The 16,780-nt window shown below is 72.9% G+C and carries 14 protein-coding genes; 10 read left to right on the forward strand and 4 right to left on the reverse strand.

Annotation, left to right across the window (positions count from 1 at the left end; all coding sequences use genetic code 11):
• Positions 1 to 211: 211 nt before the first annotated feature.
• A complete protein-coding gene (locus tag ACZ3TS_RS11345) occupies positions 212 to 1,114 on the reverse strand; it encodes a sirohydrochlorin chelatase (RefSeq protein ID WP_467616180.1) in 903 nt (300 codons plus the stop codon).
• 241 nt (positions 1,115 to 1,355) lie between these two features.
• Between ACZ3TS_RS11345 and ACZ3TS_RS11350 the strand changes: the two genes are divergently transcribed.
• The 3 genes from ACZ3TS_RS11350 to ACZ3TS_RS11360 all read left to right on the forward strand — a co-directional run bounded on the left by ACZ3TS_RS11350 (position 1,356) and on the right by ACZ3TS_RS11360 (position 5,792).
• Positions 1,356 to 2,051: a SanA/YdcF family protein gene (locus ACZ3TS_RS11350; RefSeq protein WP_467616183.1), complete on the forward strand. Its 696-nt coding sequence runs from the start codon at positions 1,356 to 1,358 to the stop codon at positions 2,049 to 2,051.
• A 2-nt stretch (positions 2,052 to 2,053) separates the two neighbouring features.
• Positions 2,054 to 3,523, forward strand: a complete 1,470-nt coding sequence (locus tag ACZ3TS_RS11355) for a membrane-associated oxidoreductase (RefSeq protein ID WP_467616186.1) — start codon at positions 2,054 to 2,056, stop codon at positions 3,521 to 3,523.
• 106 nt (positions 3,524 to 3,629) lie between these two features.
• Positions 3,630 to 5,792: a molybdopterin oxidoreductase family protein gene (locus ACZ3TS_RS11360; protein WP_467616189.1), complete on the forward strand. Its 2,163-nt coding sequence runs from the start codon at positions 3,630 to 3,632 to the stop codon at positions 5,790 to 5,792.
• Position 5,793: 1 nt separating this feature from the next.
• Here ACZ3TS_RS11360 and ACZ3TS_RS11365 read toward each other — a convergent pair whose 3' ends face one another.
• On the reverse strand, positions 5,794 to 6,753 hold the full coding sequence (locus ACZ3TS_RS11365; protein ID WP_467616192.1) for an intradiol ring-cleavage dioxygenase: 960 nt from the start codon (positions 6,751 to 6,753) through the stop codon (positions 5,794 to 5,796).
• Positions 6,754 to 6,857: 104 nt separating this feature from the next.
• Positions 6,858 to 7,268, reverse strand: coding sequence for a gamma-glutamylcyclotransferase family protein (locus ACZ3TS_RS11370; RefSeq protein WP_467616195.1), 411 nt, complete (start codon positions 7,266 to 7,268; stop codon positions 6,858 to 6,860).
• Positions 7,269 to 7,484: 216 nt separating this feature from the next.
• On the opposite strand from ACZ3TS_RS11370, the gene ACZ3TS_RS11375 reads away from it, so the two are divergent.
• On the forward strand, positions 7,485 to 9,134 hold the full coding sequence (locus ACZ3TS_RS11375; RefSeq protein WP_467616197.1) for a M4 family metallopeptidase: 1,650 nt from the start codon (positions 7,485 to 7,487) through the stop codon (positions 9,132 to 9,134).
• 94 nt (positions 9,135 to 9,228) lie between these two features.
• Positions 9,229 to 10,230, forward strand: coding sequence for an aminoglycoside phosphotransferase family protein (locus tag ACZ3TS_RS11380; RefSeq protein ID WP_467616200.1), 1,002 nt, complete (start codon positions 9,229 to 9,231; stop codon positions 10,228 to 10,230).
• Here the strand turns inward: ACZ3TS_RS11380 and ACZ3TS_RS11385 are convergent.
• Positions 10,151 to 10,750, reverse strand: a complete 600-nt coding sequence (locus ACZ3TS_RS11385) for an NADPH-dependent FMN reductase (protein WP_467616202.1) — start codon at positions 10,748 to 10,750, stop codon at positions 10,151 to 10,153. The two genes, ACZ3TS_RS11380 and ACZ3TS_RS11385, sit on opposite strands and share 80 nt — an antisense overlap.
• A gap of 363 nt (positions 10,751 to 11,113) precedes the next feature.
• Here ACZ3TS_RS11385 and ACZ3TS_RS11390 point away from each other — a divergent pair, with 363 nt between their 5' ends.
• The 5 genes from ACZ3TS_RS11390 to nirD all read left to right on the forward strand — a co-directional run bounded on the left by ACZ3TS_RS11390 (position 11,114) and on the right by nirD (position 16,778).
• Positions 11,114 to 11,638, forward strand: coding sequence for a hypothetical protein (locus tag ACZ3TS_RS11390; RefSeq protein WP_467616205.1), 525 nt, complete (start codon positions 11,114 to 11,116; stop codon positions 11,636 to 11,638).
• 113 nt (positions 11,639 to 11,751) lie between these two features.
• Positions 11,752 to 12,390, forward strand: coding sequence for a class F sortase (locus ACZ3TS_RS11395; RefSeq protein WP_467616207.1), 639 nt, complete (start codon positions 11,752 to 11,754; stop codon positions 12,388 to 12,390).
• Between the two features lie 196 nt (positions 12,391 to 12,586).
• Entirely contained in the window at positions 12,587 to 13,822 is a 1,236-nt protein-coding gene (locus ACZ3TS_RS11400) for an NAD(P)/FAD-dependent oxidoreductase (RefSeq protein WP_467616210.1), read from the forward strand.
• Positions 13,822 to 16,428: a nitrite reductase large subunit NirB gene (gene nirB, locus ACZ3TS_RS11405; protein WP_467616213.1), complete on the forward strand. Its 2,607-nt coding sequence runs from the start codon at positions 13,822 to 13,824 to the stop codon at positions 16,426 to 16,428. The genes ACZ3TS_RS11400 and nirB overlap by 1 nt, the downstream gene beginning before the upstream one ends.
• A complete protein-coding gene (gene nirD / locus ACZ3TS_RS11410) occupies positions 16,425 to 16,778 on the forward strand; it encodes a nitrite reductase small subunit NirD (protein ID WP_467616215.1) in 354 nt (117 codons plus the stop codon). Before nirB ends, nirD begins: the two co-directional genes overlap by 4 nt.
• The last annotated feature ends 2 nt before the right edge of the window (positions 16,779 to 16,780 follow it).

A 16,780-nucleotide genomic window follows, 5' to 3' on the forward strand; every position in this document is an offset into this window, starting at 1 on the left:
GAGAGTGCATGGGGGTCCCCCGCGCGAGCGAAGCCGAGCGTGGGGGAGCGCGGAGGCGCGAAGCGCTGAGCACGGTCGTGGTCTCGACACCGGCTCAAGCGCCCCGGAGGCGAACGAGCCAAAAAAAGGGGGCGGCGCGAAGCGCTGAGCACGCTCGCGGTCTCGACACCCGCTCAAGCGCCCCGGACGCGAACGAGCCAGAAAAGAGGGTTCAGGCCGAGGCCAGCGCGCGTTCGTCGGCCGGCTCGGCGGCCGCGAGTGCCTGGTCGTAGCGGTGCAGCACGAGGCGGGCCATCGCCGGATGGGCGCCGAGCGGGGCCGCGGCGATCCACGGGGCGGCCTCGGCGCACTCGGTGGCGAAGCGGCCGGGCGCGGCGAAGTAGGAGGCGACGGCGATCCGGTGGCGGCCGCGGGCGGTGAGTGCGCGCACCGCCTCGGACACGGTGGGCGCGGCGGCGGAGGCGTAGGCGGGGACGACGGGGACGCCGAGGCGTTCGCCGAGGAGCTGCGCGGTGCGGCGGGTGTCGACGGCGGAGTCGGGGTCGCGGGAACCGGCGGCGGCGAGCACGACGGCGCTCGCCCGGCGCTGGGCGTCGCTGAGCGTCGTCGGCCAGCCGGCCTCGACCAGACGGGCGTGGAGGGTCTCCACGAGGAGGGGGTGCGGGCCGAGCGGCGCGGCCACGTGCGCGTCCGCCCGCGCCGCGGCGGCGGCTTCGGGGATGTCCCGCTTGACGTGGTGGCCGCGGCTGAGGAGCAGCGGTACGAGGACGGCGCGGGCGTCGCCGAGGGCCGCGAGGGTGTCGGGCAGCAGGGGCTCGTTCAGCTCGATGTGGCCGAGGTGGACGGGCAGGTGCGGGCGCAGTTCGCGGACGCGTTCGACCAGGGTGCGCACGGTCGACAGGGCGCGCGGGTCACGGCTGCCGTGTGCCACGAGGACGAGCGCGGGCGGGGCCGGGCGCCGGGTGCCGTCGAGGGAGACCAGGCTGAGCTGGCTGCCGAGCTGGCTGGTGATCCGGTTCATGAGTTGCGCCGTACTGTCGAGGTGGGCGCCACGGAGCGGCTGGCCGCCGGGGCGGAGGTGGGACTCGTCGCGAGGAGGGGTCGACGCCGTCATGGACCGATCCTGGCGGCAGGAGGTTGCCGCGCCGTTGCGTGACCATGACCGGGTTGTTTTCCGGGGTTTCACGCTACGGGGGCAGGAGGTGTGAGGAGGCGCGGGGTTTCCTTCGCGCGCCCCTCGGCGCGGAGGCCGGCCGCATGGGACACCCCTCGTGTCCCGCGCGAACCGCATCACCGTACGCTGCGTCCCCACTGGCGACAGTGGTGGAGCGACCGACCTGGGGGGACGCGTTTCGATGGGCCTGCCGCGCCTGAGGATCCGGGGACCGAAGCTGCCGCGCACGCGTGCCGGGCAGCGGCGTGCCGTGCAGGGCCTGGTGCTGCTGTGCGTGCTGGCGCTGCTGCCGGCGACGTGGATGTTCCTGAGCACGGGCGGCCGGCTCCGCACGACCGCGGACGTGCCGCGCACGGAGGTCGCCGTGGTCTTCGGCGCGGGCCTGTGGGACGGCGAGCCGTCGCCGTACCTCGCCCACCGGCTGGACGCGGCGGCGCATCTGTACCGGGCGGGCCGGGTCGAGGTCGTCCTGGTCACCGGCGACAACAGCCGCAAGGACTACGACGAACCGGACGCGATGCGCGACTACCTGACGAAGCACGGCGTGCCGGGCGAGCGGATCGTGCGCGACTACGCGGGGTTCGACACCTGGGATTCCTGCGTCCGGGCGAAGAGGATCTTCGACGTCGACCGGGCGGTCCTGATCAGCCAGGGTTTCCACATCCGGCGCGCGGTCGCCCTGTGCCAGGCGGCGGGCGTGACGTCGTACGGCGTCGGAGTCGACGACAAGCACGACGTGACCTGGTACTACGGCGGCACCCGGGAGATCTTCGCGGCGGGCAAGGCGGCCCTGGACGCGCTGTTCCACCCGGACCCGCGGTTCCTCGGCCCCAAGGAACAGGGGGTCGCGAAGGCGCTGGCGGCGGGGCGGGGCTGAGGGTGGAGATCACGGACCTGACGGCAGCCGAGCGCCGCGTCCGGGATGCCTTCCCGCTCGGTGAGGGCGTCGACTTCCGCGAGAGCCCCGACGAGGAACCCACGGCGGGCGCGTCCTGGGGTCCCGAGCGCACCGTACGGGCCGAGGTGCTGCGGGCGTTGCTGCTGGACGGGCCGGCCCGGGGCGGGGAGATCGCCGGGCTGAAGCTGTGGGGTGCGCGCATCACCGGGGTACTGCACCTCATGTACGGGACGGTGGAACACCCCGTCCGGCTGCGGCACTGTCACTTCGACGCGGTCCCGAATCTGTACGGGGCGCAGATCCCCGCCCTGGTGCTGACCGACTCGGTCCTTCCCGGGCTCACCGCGGGCGCGCTCCGAGTCGGCGGGGTGCTGCGGATCACCTGCTGCCGCATCTCCGGTCCGGTACGGCTCGCGGGGGCGAGGATCGCCGGGGCGTTCTTCGCCAACGAGGCGCGGCTCGGCATCCTCGACCAGGTCCCCGAGGAACCCGTCCTCCAGCTCAACCACGCGGAGGTGGGCACGGACGTGTGGGCCGTAAGGCTCGTCGCCAACGGCGAGGTCCGGCTGAAGGGAACCACCGTCGGTGGGCAGGTGAACCTCGACGACGCCGTGCTGCAGAGCCCCGGCGGTACCGCTCTGGACGCCGAGACCCTCTCGGTCGGCACCGATCTGCGGGGGATGCGGCTTCGCACCCACGGGCGGGTCAACCTGCGTGGCGCCAGGATTCCCCACCAGCTCAACCTCGCGCACGCCCGCCTGTCCCACCCGGACGGACAGGCCCTGCGCGCCAGCAGCTGCGTCATCGGCGAATTGTGGCTGCGCGACGCGGCACCCATCGAGGGCGCCGTCAACCTGCGCCGCACCCAGGTGGACCTCCTGCACGTGCCGCCCCAGGTCTGGCCCGAGCGTGTCCGGACCGACGGGCTCAGCTACCGCGTCCTGACCCCGCACCTCCCCGCCGAGCAGCGGCTCCCGCTGCTGGAGCGCGACACGGAGGGCTACCTCCCTTACTCCTACGAGCAGTTGACCATGGCGTACCGCACGACGGGCGACGACGCCGCGGCGCGCACCGTCCAGTTGGCAAAGCTCCGCCGACGCCGCCGTACCCTGCCGCGGTACGCCCGGCTGTGGGGCCATGTGCAGGACGCGGCGGTCGGCTACGGCTTCCGCCCGATGCGGGCCGCGGGCTGGCTGCTGTTGCTGCTGTGCACCGGCACGCTCGCCTTCGCGCTCCACCACCCGCCCGCGCTGAAGCCCTCCGAGGCGCCCGGGTTCAACCCGCTCTTCTACACCCTGGACCTGCTGCTGCCGATCATCGACTTCGGGCAGGAGGGGGCGTACGCGCCGCGCGGCTGGTACCAGTGGCTGTCGTATCTGCTGATCGCCACCGGCTGGGTGCTGGCGACGACGATCGCGGCGGGCGTCACGCGCTCGCTGAACCGGCAGTAGCACCGGTGACCTCACGCTGCCTCGCTCTGCGCGGGGAGGTCACCGTCCCGGCCGTGTAACAGGGAGCGGCCACGGCATGTAACACCGGCGAAGCACGCTGAGCTGCATGCAGACCACCTCGACGCCCACCCACTGCCCGTACTGCGCCCTGCAGTGCGGGATGAACCTGTCGCCCTCGCCGGAGGGGGGCGTCGAGGTGACCGAACGTACGGACTTCACGGTGAACCGGGGCGCACTGTGCGGCAAGGGCCGGACGGCGCCCGCGCTGCTGTCCTCGGGAGTGCGGCTGACCTCGCCGTTGGTGCGCTCCGGGGGTGTTCTCACGCCGGCCACCTGGGACGAGGCCCTGGACCGTGTCGCCCGGGAGCTCTCCCGGGCGCGCACGGAGCACGGCCCCGACGCGCTCGGGGTGTTCGGCGGGGGCGGTCTGACGAACGAGAAGGCCTACGCACTCGGGAAGTTCGCCCGGGTGGTCCTCGCCACCTCGCAGATCGACTACAACGGCCGGTTCTGCATGTCGTCGGCGGCGGCCGCGGGTGTGCGGGCGTTCGGCCTCGATCGCGGGCTGCCGTTCCCGCTGGAGGACATTCCACGCACCGGGTGCGTGATCCTGGTCGGTTCCAACCTCGCGGAGACGATGCCGCCCGCGCTGCGGTATCTGACGGAGCTGAAGGAGAACGACGGCACGTTGATCGTCGTCGACCCGCGCCGCACGCGGACCGCCGAGCAGGCGGACCTGCATCTGGCGCCACGGCCCGGGACGGACCTGGCGCTGGCGTTGGGGCTGCTGCACCTGATCGTCGCCGAGGGGCGCGCGGACGAGGCGTACATCCAGGAGCGCACCAGCGGCTGGGAGGAGACGCAGGCCGCGGCGATGGAGCACTGGCCGGAGTACGTGGAGCGGATCACGGGGGTGTCCGTTCCCGAGCTCCGGGAGGCGGTGCGGCTGTTCTGCGCGCCGGAGGCCGCGATGGTGCTGACCGCGCGCGGGCCCGAGCAGCAGTCCAAGGGCACGGACACGGTGGGCGCGTGGATCAACCTGTGCCTGGCGACCGGCCGCGCGGGCCGCCCGCTGTCCGGCTACGGCTGCCTGACCGGCCAGGGCAACGGGCAGGGCGGCCGCGAACACGGTCAGAAGGCCGACCAGCTGCCCGGCTACCGCAAGCTGACGGACCCGGCGGCCCGGCGGCACGTGGCCCAGGTGTGGGGGGTGGACCCGGACACGCTGCCCGGCCCCGGGCGGAGCGCGTACGAACTCCTCGACGCGCTGGGCACGGACATCCGCACCCTGCTGCTGATGGGCTCCAACCCGGTGGTGTCGGCGCCGCGCGCCGCACACATCGAGGACCGGCTGCGCTCGCTGGACTTCCTGGCGGTGTGCGACGTGGTCCTCTCGGAGACGGCGCAGCTGGCGGACGTCGTGCTGCCGGTCACGCAGTGGGCGGAGGAGACGGGCACGACGACCAGCCTGGAGGGCCGGGTCCTGCTGCGCCGCCGCGCGCTGACCCCGCCGCCCGAGGTCCGCAGCGACCTGGAGGTCCTGCACGAACTCGCCGCCAGGCTGGGCGTGGAGAAGGGCTTCCCCACGGACCCTGAGGAGGTCTTCGACGAACTCCGCCGCGCCAGTGCGGGCGGCCCGGCGGACTACTCGGGGATCACCTACCGGAGGCTGGCGGAGGAGAACGGCGTGTTCTGGCCGTGCCCGGCGCCCGCCGGTGCGGATGACGGTGAGGACGCCTCCCTGGACGTGCACCCGGACGACCAGGCGCACGACGAACCACCGTCCACCGTCCATCCCGGCACCCCCCGCCTCTTCCTCGACCGTTTCGCGACCGAGGACGGCCGGGCGCGGTTCACGCCGGTGACGTACCGGGCCGCCGCCGAGGAACCCGACGACGCGTATCCGGTGCTGCTGACCACCGGGCGGGTCGTCGCGCAGTACCAGTCGGGGGCGCAGACGCGTCGCGTCGAGGAGCTGAACGCCGCCGCGCCCGGCCCGTACGTGGAGATGCACCCGCGGCTGGCCGAGCGGCTCGGCGCGGCGGACGGGGAGGCGGTGGCCGTCGTGTCACGGCGGGGGCGGGCCGTCGCGCCCGCGCGGATCAGCCGTGCCATCCGGCCCGACACCGTCTTCATGCCCTTCCACTGGCCGGGCGAGGGCCGCGCCAACACGCTGACCAACCCGGCCCTCGATCCCACCTCCCGCATGCCGGAGTTCAAGGTGTGCGCGGTACGGCTGGAGCGCGTGGGCAGCGCCCTGGGGAAGTGACTCAAGGACTGGGCGTCCGCGACGCGCTCGCCGCGCCGTCCGGGGGCGGCGTGGTCTGTGCCGTTCCGCCGGGAGGTGCGCTCGGCGACGGCGTCACGGGCGTCCCCTTCGGCGGTGAACTCGACCGCCGCGCCCCCTCACCGCCCGTTCCCGCCCCGGTGTTCTCCCGCGTCGTGTCGACCCCCACGGTCAGCGTCGCCACGAACCCCTTGGCCGCCTCGCCCGTGACGCTCATCAGCCCGTCCCTCGCGCCACCCCCGCCGTACACGGTGTCCTGCGCGAGGCGGGTGCGCGTACCGGTGTGCAGCGTGTAAGGGGCCCTCGTGTACGCCTCGTCGGCGTGGCGGTCGTCGAAGAAGAGCTGCCCGGTCCAGTTGATCCTGCCGCCCTCGTAGGTGCCGCCGCGCTTCCTGCCTCCGGTGTGCACCCTGACGTGGATGTGCGGGGCGCGCGGCGTGTACCAGCCGGGGAAGATCGTCACGAACTCGGCGACGCCGTCGGTGTCGGTCGTCCGGAAGCCGCGCAGATACGTCCTGAGGTTCGCGCCGCTGGTGTCCTTGCTCCGGGCGGGCACCGTGCCGCCCGGGTGCGCGGTCGGGTAGCCGGCGTAGTAGCCCCAGGCGTCGCAGTGCCAGATCTCGACGGCCGCGCCCTTGAGCACGGCGCAGGTGTGCGGCTCGTCGCGCACGGTCAGCCGCACCGTGAGCGGGACGCCCTTCTTGCCCTCGGTGATGTCCCTGCGGAAGAGCGCACCGTCGAGGTGGTACGGCCCCGCGGTGACGCTCGTGGCGAGTACGCAGAGCTCGGCACCGGGGGCGGAGCTCGCCACCCCGAGGGGACCAGGGCCGTGGGAGCCGCGGGTCGGGGTGGAGCAGGAACTGATCCCGAGTCCCAGGACCGCGCCCGCGGCGGCGCCGCCCAGCGCGAGCGCACGCCGCCGGGTGATGTCGCTGTCGGTCATGCCCGGGACCCTAGGCCGGACGGCGCGGCCGCGGGAGGGGGTTCACGGAGCGGTCGCCCGCACGAGCGACGTGGACAGCCGGCTGCCCTCCCTGCGGGGCGCCCTCAGCGACGGGCGAGCCAGTCCCCGCCGTCGATCGGCCTGGCCCGTGCGCGCAGCCGTGTCGCGACGGCGGGTGCGGCGACGTACACCCAGGCGCGTACGGTCCTGCCGTCGACGGCCGTCACGTCACGCTTCACCCGCTCGTACAGGCTGCGGGGATCGCCCGGCACGTAGTCCTCCAACCGGTCCAGGGCGGCGAGGAGTTCCCCGTACGCCTCGGGCAGCGCGGTGACGATCTCGCCGCTGACGGTGCCGCCGTCCTGCTCCACGGCGTACGGGTATCCGGGGCCGTCGTACAGCACGGCGCCGCGCAGCAGCCCGGGCTCCTCGCAGCGGGTGCGGCCGCGCAGGAAGAGGTCGTGGTTGTGCTCGCCGGGGCGCAGCGTCCCGTACACGAAGAACGGCAGTCTCACGTGCCCGCTCTCCCGGTGGTCCGGCCGGCCGCAACCATGATCGAACTCCCTCCGGCGTCTCTACCGAAGCCTCGCAGAAACGATTCTCACCCCTCACACATCCCCACGAGCGCGCTATGGACATGACATGTCATGAACCCTTAAATCGGGGGGACGTCAGGGGCCACCGTCTCTGACTCCCCACGTGCGCCCCCACGCGCCTTCCCGAGGAGACCGATGAGTCGGATACGGCACATCCGAGGTTCCCGTCTCACCGCGGCCGGTACCGCCGCCACCACCGCGGCTCTGCTGGCCGCCGCCCTGGCCCCCGCCCCCGCCGCCGGAGCGGCCGACAGACCCAGCCGGGCCACCGCGATCGGCAACGCCGCGGCGGCACTGCTGCACCAGGCCGGGCGCCTGGGCCTGACCCCGGCGCAGGGTACCAGCGTGCGGGACGTCGTCGTGGACACGGACGGCAGCCAGCACGTGCGCTACGACCGGACGTTCCGTCAGCTCCCTGTCCTCGGAGGCGACTTCGTGGTCCACCTGACGCCGAGCGGCTCCTACCGCAGCGTGGACCGGGCCACGAAGCGCGCCATCACCGTGCCGACGACCACCCCCGCCGTCAAGGCTCCCGAGGCGGCCGACCTGGCCGCAGCGGCGCTGCGCGCCGTGAACCCGGGCGAACTGCTGAAGAAGGTGACGGCCAAGCCGCAGCTCGTCGTCGACGCGCTGCACGGCGCGCCCCGGCTCGCCTGGCGCACCAACGCGGTGGGCCAGGACTCGCTGGGCAACCCGGTCGCCCGCACGGTCCTCACGGACGCCCGCACCGGCAGGCAGATCGACGCGTGGGACAGCATCGAGACGGCGACCGGCGACGGGAAGTCCCTGTACAGCGGCACGGTTCCACTGGAGACGACGCAGTCCGGGTCGACGTACCAGCTCAAGGACCCGACGCGGGGCAACACCTACACCGGCGACGCCGCGAACAAGACGGACCTGTGCATCCTCGGGGTCTGCTTCAGCCGCGCGCCCGCCACCCTGTTCACCGACTCCGACAACCACTGGGGCACGGGCGCGGCCTCGGACCGCTCGTCGGCGGCGGTGGACGCGCAGTACGGCACCGACGAGACCTGGGACTACTACAGATCCGTCCACGGCCGCAGCGGTATCGCGGGCGACGGCAAGGGCTCGTACAACCGCGTGCACTACGGCACCAACTACAACAACGCCTTCTGGGACGACAGCTGCTTCTGCATGACGTACGGCGACGGCGACGGGACGACCTTCGGGCCGCTGGTCGCGCTGGACGTGGCGGGCCACGAGATGTCGCACGGCGTGACGTCGAAGACGGCGGCGCTGACGTACTCCGGCGAGTCGGGCGGCCTGAACGAGGCGACCTCGGACATCTTCGGGACGCTGGTGGAGTGGTACGCGAACAACTCCTCCGACCTCGGTGACTACCTGATCGGCGAGAAGATCGTCCGCTCGGGCTTCGGCAAGTCGGCGCTGCGGTACATGGACAAGCCGTCCAAGGACGGCAACTCGGCCGACTGCTGGAGTTCGTCGGTCGGGAATCTCGACGTCCACTACTCCTCGGGCGTCGCGAACCACTTCGCGTACCTGCTCGCGGAGGGCAGCGGCGCGAAGACCGTCAACGGCGTCTCCTACAACTCCCCCACCTGCAACGGCTCCACGGTGACGGGCATCGGCCGGGACAAGCTCGGCAAGATCTGGTACCGGGCCCTGACGGTCTACATGACGTCCTCGACGAACTACGCGGGCGCCCGGACGGCGACGCTGAACGCCGCGAAGGACCTCTACGGCGCCGGCAGCACCGAGTACAACGCGGTGGCTGCGGCGTGGAGCGCGGTCGACGTGGGCTGATCACCTGGTTCGGCCGAGGGGAAATCCATGGCGGGTCGGGTGCCGGTGCGTCCAGGCTCCGGCACCCGACCGTCCTACGGCCTCACGGAGACCCATGCCCGCCGCGAAGATGCACGCCGACGAACTCGACGTCGACAGCGCCCTGGTGCGTCGGCTGATCGCGGAGCAGTTCCCTCGGTGGGCGGAACTTCCCGTCACCGAGGTCCCGTCCGCGGGGACGGACAACGCCATGTACCGGCTGGGCGACGACATGGTCGTACGGCTCCCGCGCCGCCCCGGCGGGGCCCGGCAGGTGGCCAAGGAGCAGCGCTGGCTTCCCCTGCTCGCCCCGCACCTCCCGCTGGCGGTCCCGGTGCCGCTCGGCAGGGGCGAGCCGGCAGCGGGGTACGAGCAGCCGTGGTCGGTACTGCGCTGGCTGGAGGGCGAGAACGCGTACGACTCCCCCATCGCCGAACTCGGCTCCGCGGCCGTGGAGTTGGGCCGCTTCGTGGCGGCGCTACGGAAGGCCGACGCCACCGGCGGCCCGGCCTCCTGGCGCGGTGGCCCGGTCGGGGCGAACGATACCCACGTCCGCGCGGCGATTCGCGACCTGGGCGCCGACGGCAGGGTGGACGCGGCCGCGGCGACCGCGCTGTGGGAGGAGGTCGTCCGGCTCCCCCAGTGGGACGGCGACCCCGTCTGGCTGCACGGCGACCTCCTGCCGGGGAACCTGCTGACCAGGGCCGGGAAACTCACCGCGGTGATCGACTTCGGCGGCCTGGGCGTGGGCGACCCGGCGGCCGACACGCTGGCCGCATGGGCCGTCTTCACGGCCGGCACCCGCGATCTGTTCCGCGAGGCGGCCGAGGTCGACGACGCGACCTGGCAGCGGGGGCGGGGCTGGGCCCTGTGCTTCGGCCTGATGGCGGAGCACCACTACCGGGAGACGAATCCGGTCCTGGCCGCGACCGGCCACCGGACCGTGACGCAGGCACTCGCGGACCGACGGACGCGTCCGGCCCACCGGACCGCGCCGACTACCCGGCATACGGCCACCTCTCCTTCGCCTCCCGCAACGCCCTCGCCCACCAGACGAGTTGATCCAGCATCACCTTGACACCCGCGACCGGGCCCACCGCGTCACGCGGGCTCCCTTCCTCGTCGAAAGCGGCACCCGCGCCATGGAAGGACACCGTGTCCCGCATGGTGACCGCGTGGAGCTCCGCGAAGACCTGGCGGAGGTGTTCCACCGCGCGCAGACCGCCGGAGACACCGCCGTACGAGACGAGGGCGACCGGTTTGGCGCGCCACTCCGTGTAGTGCCAGTCGATCAGGTTCTTCAGACCGGCCGGGAACGAGTGGTTGTACTCGGGCGTGAGGACGACGAACGCGTCGGCGCCGGCCAGCTTCGGAGTGACCTCGGCGAGCGCGGCCGTCGCCTCGCGGGACCGGGAGAGGGACGTCGGCAGCGCCACCTCGGCCACGTCCACGACGTCGGGCACGAGATCGTCCCTTTCGCGGATCCGGCCGAGCAGCCACTGGGCGACGACGGGAGCGAAGCGGCCCTGCCGGTTGCTGCCGATCACGACGGCGACGCGAAGGGGCGAGAAGGCGGAGGGATCCGTGGTGGTGTTCATGGCGCACACCCTCGTACCTCAACCTTCCTCGAGGTCAAGTCGCGCCACGCCGAGCGGGATCACGCCGCCCTTCCCGAGGCCACGTTCGGGACCGGGGCTCATCTCCGTCACCCGTTTCGCGGCCCGCCCTGCGCTCTTCGGGTGCTCTGCGGTGCCCTGCCAGCCGTACGCCGGTGACCTGCCGGAACGCCGTCGAGGCCGCCTCCGGGAGCACCTCGCCCGACACCCGTTCATCGTATTTCTGACACATCATCAGAAGGCGGGCGGGGCCGACAGCCGCTTACCTCGACAGAGCAGGGGCACGACCTACGCAGCGGCACACTCGGGATGCCGCGGGCCGTGGCCTCTCCAAGGAGCAGCACGATGCGACGAACGGCCCGCCTGATCACCGGTCCCGCGCTCGCCGTCGCCGCCGCGGGCCTGGCCGCCGGGACCGCCTACGGCGGTGACACCCGGAGCCTGGAGGTCCTGCCGTCGACCGCCGTGCCCGGGGCCGAGGTCACGGTCAACACGGCGGCGTGCGGCCCGGACGGCTCGGCGGCCGGCGACGCCACCGCGGTCGGCGCGGGCACCTTCACGCTCGTGCCCACCACGCACGGGCAGGACGCCATCGGGCGGTTCCGGGTGCCGACCAGCGCGCAGCCGGGGACGTACGAGATCGTCGCGAAGTGCTCCGGCAGCCGGCACTCCACCGTGACCGGCGACCTGATGGTGTCCTTGACCGCGGTCAAGGACGCGACGCTTCCGCGAGGAAGCGTGCAGACGGGGGTCGGCGGCGCACTCGGCCCCGACCCCGTGCAGACCGCGGCCGGCGTGGCGGCTCTTGCCGTCGCGGCCGCGGGCGGTACCTGGCTCCTGCATCGCCGGGCGAGAGGCGACAGGATCTGACGGACACCCTCCGCTGTCCGTCCGCCGGTACCGCCGTCCCGCTCCCCTCCGGGTCCGATGCCCCTCGCGGCCCGGAGGGGGCACGGACCCCTGCATCCAGTGAGGAGGCGCACGTGCGCAAGATCGGCAAGTCCGGCGCGGTCGGAGACGCAGCCATAGCATCCGTCACGGTCGCGGCCCTCTGCTCCGGCATATGGTTGCTGCGGGGCGCTGCCGAGACCCAGGCACCGCCGCAGCCGTCGGCCGCGCAGGCCGCCGCGGGCACCGACCGCGAGAGGCCCGGATCACCCGCGCTGTCGCCCTCCCCACCCGACCGCATCCGCATTCCCTCGATCCGCGTCGACGCGCCCCTCACGGGCCTCCACCTGACCGCCACCGGCAGCCTCGAAGCCCCGCCCGCGGCGGACGAGAACCTCGCCGGCTGGTACCAGGACGGCACCACGCCCGGCGCGACGGGCACCGCGGTCGTCGCCGGTCACGTCGACACCGCGACGGGACCGGCCGTCTTCTACGACCTCGGCGCACTGAAGAAGGGCAGTACCGTCGAGGTGCACCGGCGCGACGGCTCGACGGCCGTGTTCACCGTGTACGCGGTCCAGGTCTTCCAGGACAAGGACTTCCCCGACGACAAGGTGTACGGGGCGGCGGCCCGCCCCGAGCTGCGGGTGATCACGTGCGGGGGCGGTTTTTCGGGCAGGACGGGCTATCAGGGAAACGTGGTGGTCTTCGCGCGTCTGACGGCCGGCCGCTGATCCGCTCGGGGCCTCCCCCTGCTCGCGGGCGCGTCTCGCGACCGGCGCCGATGTCCTCGCCGGCGAAGGCTCACCGCGGCCGGACGCCCGCGCACCGAACCCTCACAGCCCCACACCGCCTCCGCTGAGGGCAGCGTTCCCCGTGGGAAACAGCCGTGATGCGGCCGGGTAACGTCGGCACCGCACGCTGCGATGTATGACCTCGAATACGCGTGTGGTGGTGATCGGCGCCGGACTCGCGGGCGCCCGTCTCGCCCGGCGGCTCGGCGAGCTCGGCACGCCCGCCCTGCTCGTCGGGGAGGAGGAGCACGCCCCGTACAACCGGGTCCTGCTCGCCGACGTCCTGGCCGGCCGCTACGCGCCCCAGGTGATCTCCCTCCCGGCCCCGGAGCTCCTCGTGCGCGCCCGGGTCGCCCTGATCGACCGCGCGAGCCGCGAGATCCACTGCGCCGACGGCTCGGTGATCGCATACGACACGCTCGTCCTCGCCACCGGCTCCAACCCCGTGCTCCCCCCGCTGCGCGGTCTGCTCGCCCCCGGGCGCCACGAACTTCCCGAGGGCGTCCACGCGTTCCGCACCATGGACGACTGCCTGGGGCTCGCCAAGGCGGTGCGCGAGGGGGTGCGTGCCGTCGTCATCGGCGGCGGACTGCTCGGCGTCTCCGCCGCCCGCGCGCTGGCGGCCCGCGGCGCCCAGGTCGTCCTCGCGCAGCAGGCCGAGCGACTGATGGAGCGCCAGCTCGACCCGTCCGCCTCGAAGCTGGTGCGCCGCCACCTCACCGACCTGGGCGTGGAGGTCCACACCGAGACGCGGGTCCGCGGGGTGCGCACGCTCGGCGGTGCGGTCCGCTCCGTCGAGATGGCCGACGGCTATGCCCTCGACACCGACCTCGTGGTGCTGGCCTGCGGCGTCCACCCCCGTGTGGGCCTGGCCCAGGAGGCCGGCCTGGCCGTCCACAAGGGCGTCCTCGTCGACGACGAGCTGCGCACCTCGGACCCGCACATCCGGGCGATCGGCGACTGCGCCCAGCACGCCGGCACGGTGTACGGGCTCGCCACCCCGGCCCTCGAACAGGCCGAAGTCCTCGCCGAACTGATCGCGAGCGAGACCGGCGGCACGGGCAGCCCCGACGCCCGCTACACCGGCACCCGCTCCCTGACCCGGCTCACTCTCGCCGGGCAGGACTTCCTCGACCTCGCCGCCTTCGGCGAGACGGAACCGCGTCCCGGCGACGACGTCGTACAGCTCGCCGACGCCACCCGCGGCACCTACCGCAAGGTCGTCGTCCGTGACGACCGCCTGGTCGGCGGCGTGCTCGTCGGCGAACTCGGCACCGTCGGCGCGCTCGCCCGCGCCTGGGAGGGAGCGGAACCGCTCCCCGCGGACGGCGCCCCGCTGCTCCACCTGCTCACCAACGATGGAGGCTCCTGATGACCGCCACCCTGGGGGCCACCCCCACGATCGTGCTCGTCGGCCATGGCATGGTCGGCCAGCGCTTTCTCGAAGCGCTCGCCGAGCGCGGCATGACCGCCACGCACCGGGTGGTCGTGCTGTGCGAGGAGCCGCGCCCCGCCTACGACCGGGTCCGGCTCACCTCGTACTTCTCGGGAACCACGCCCGACGAACTGTCCATGACCGACATGCAGTTCATCGAGAGGCACGGGATCGAGCTGCACCTCGGCGACCCCGCCGAGACGATCGACCGGGACGCGCGGACGGTCACCTCCCGCTCGGGGCTCACCGTCACCTACGACACGCTCGTCCTCGCCACCGGCTCCTATCCCTTCGTCCCGCCGGTCCCCGGCAAGGACGCCGAGGGCTGCTTCGTGTACCGCACCATCGAGGACCTGCTGGCCATCGAGGAGTACGCGAAGGCGAAGGCGACCACGGGCGCCGTGGTCGGCGGCGGTCTGCTCGGCCTGGAGGCGGCCGGGGCGCTCAAGGGACTGGGCCTGGCCACGCACATCGTGGAGTTCGCGCCGCGCCTGATGCCGGTGCAGGTCGACGAGGGCGGCGGCGCCGCGCTCCTGCGCACCATCGAGGACATGGGTCTGACCGTGCACACCGGCACGGGCACACAGGAGATCGTCGCCGGTGAGGACGGCGCGGTGACGGGCATGAAGCTGTCCGACGGCTCCGAACTCGCCACCGACATGGTCGTGTTCTCGGCGGGCGTCCGCCCCCGCGACCAACTCGCCCGCGACAGCGGGCTCGCCGTCGGCGAGCGCGGCGGCATCACCGTGGACGAGCAGTGCCGCACCGTCTCCGACCCGCACGTGTTCGCCATCGGCGAGTGCGCGCTGGCCTCGGACGGCCGGGTGTACGGACTGGTCGCGCCGGGTTACGAGATGGCCCGGACGGCCGCCGCGACGATCGCCGCCGACGAGGCGGACCAGTCGTCGTTCACCGGCGCCGATCTGTCGACCAAGCTCAAGCTGCTCGGCGTGGACGTGGCCTCCTTCGGCGACGCGCACGGCACCACCGCGGACTGCCTCGACGTCGTCTACGCGGACTCGCGCTCGGGCACGTACAAGAAGCTGGTCATCGGCCGCGACGGGGAACTGCTCGGCGGCATCCTGGTCGGCGACGCGGAGGCGTACGGCACGCTGCGCGCCCTGACCGGGTCCGTGCCGCCCGTCGCCCCCGAGCAGTTGGTGCTGCCCGCCGGATCGGGTGCCCCCGCCCAGCTCGGTCCGTCCGCGCTGCCGGACGAGGCGGTCATCTGCTCCTGCCACAACGTCACCAAGGGCACGATCCGCGGCGCGGTCACCGAGCACAAGTGCACCACCGTGCCCGAGGTGAAGAAGTGCACCAAGGCCGGTACGGGCTGCGGCAGTTGCGTCAAGGTGCTCGGCCAGCTGGTCACCGCCGAGCTGGAGGCGAGCGGCGTCGAGGTCGACAAGGGACTGTGCGGCTGCTTCTCGCAGACCCGCGAGGAGCTCTACGAGATCGTCCTCGCCCTGCGCATCAGCTCCTACCGGCAGCTCCTCGACCGGTACGGGCGCGAGGGCGCGCGCGGTGGGGACGGCTGCGAGACCTGCAAGCCGGCGGTCGCTTCGATCATCGCCTCGCTCGCGCCCACGATCGGCGCCGACGGCTATGTCCTGGACGGCGAGCAGGCGACCCTGCAGGACACCAACGACCACTTCCTGGCCAACCTCCAGAAGAACGGCTCGTACTCCGTCGTTCCCCGGATCCCCGGCGGTGAGATCACCCCCGAGAAGCTGATCGTCATCGGCGAGATCGCCCGCGACTTCGGCCTCTACACGAAGATCACCGGCGGACAGCGGATCGACATGTTCGGCGCTCGGGTCGAGCAACTGCCGCTGATCTGGGCACGGTTGGTGGACGCCGGCTTCGAGTCGGGGCATGCCTACGGAAAGGCCCTCCGCACGGTGAAGTCCTGCGTGGGCCAGACCTGGTGCCGCTACGGCGTCCAGGACTCCGTCCGGATGGCGATCGACCTGGAACTGCGCTACCGGGGCCTGCGCTCCCCGCACAAGCTGAAGTCGGCGGTCTCCGGCTGCGCCCGCGAGTGCGCGGAGGCCCAGTCGAAGGACTTCGGTGTGATCGCCACGGCGAACGGCTGGAACCTCTACGTCGGCGGCAACGGCGGCGCGACCCCGCGCCACGCGGATCTGCTGGCCCAGGACCTGTCCGACGCCGAACTGATCCGCTTGATCGACCGGTTCCTGATGTTCTACATCCGCACGGCCGACCGCCTGGAACGCACCTCGGTGTGGCTCGAGCGGATCCCCGGCGGCCTCGACCACGTCCGCGACGTGGTCGTGCACGACTCCCTCGGCATCTGCGAGGAGTTGGAGGCGCTGATGGCCGCCCACGTGGCGAACTACCGCGACGAGTGGGCGCAGACCATCGACGACCCCGAGAAGCTGGCCCGTTTCGTGTCCTTCGTGAACGCGCCGGACACCCCCGACCCGGTCGTCGGCTTCGTCCCCGAGCGCGACCAGATCAAGCCCGACCTGCCGCTGCTGACCATCGGCACGCGACCCCTGGAAGGAAGCGCCCAGCGATGACCCTGGCACCCGAGACGACCGCTCTGAAGGTCCAGCTACGGCTCGACGAGGACAGCTGGTTCACGGTCTGCGACCTGGATCTGCTGCTCCCGGGCCGCGGTGTGGCGGCGCTGCTGCCGGACGGCCGCCAGGTGGCGCTCTTCCGCGACCGGGCGGGCCGGCTGTACGGCATCGACAACCGGGACCCCTTCGGCGGCGCGGCCGTGCTCTCGCGCGGCCTGACGGGCACTCACCGGGGTCGCCCGTTCGTCGCCTCCCCCCTTCTCAAGCAGCGCTTCGACCTGCTGTCGGGGCGGTGCCTGGACGACGAGACGGTGCGGGTGGCGACGTACGAGGTACGAACCGCCTGAAA

The organism is Streptomyces sp. NPDC022910, from assembly GCF_055561075.1.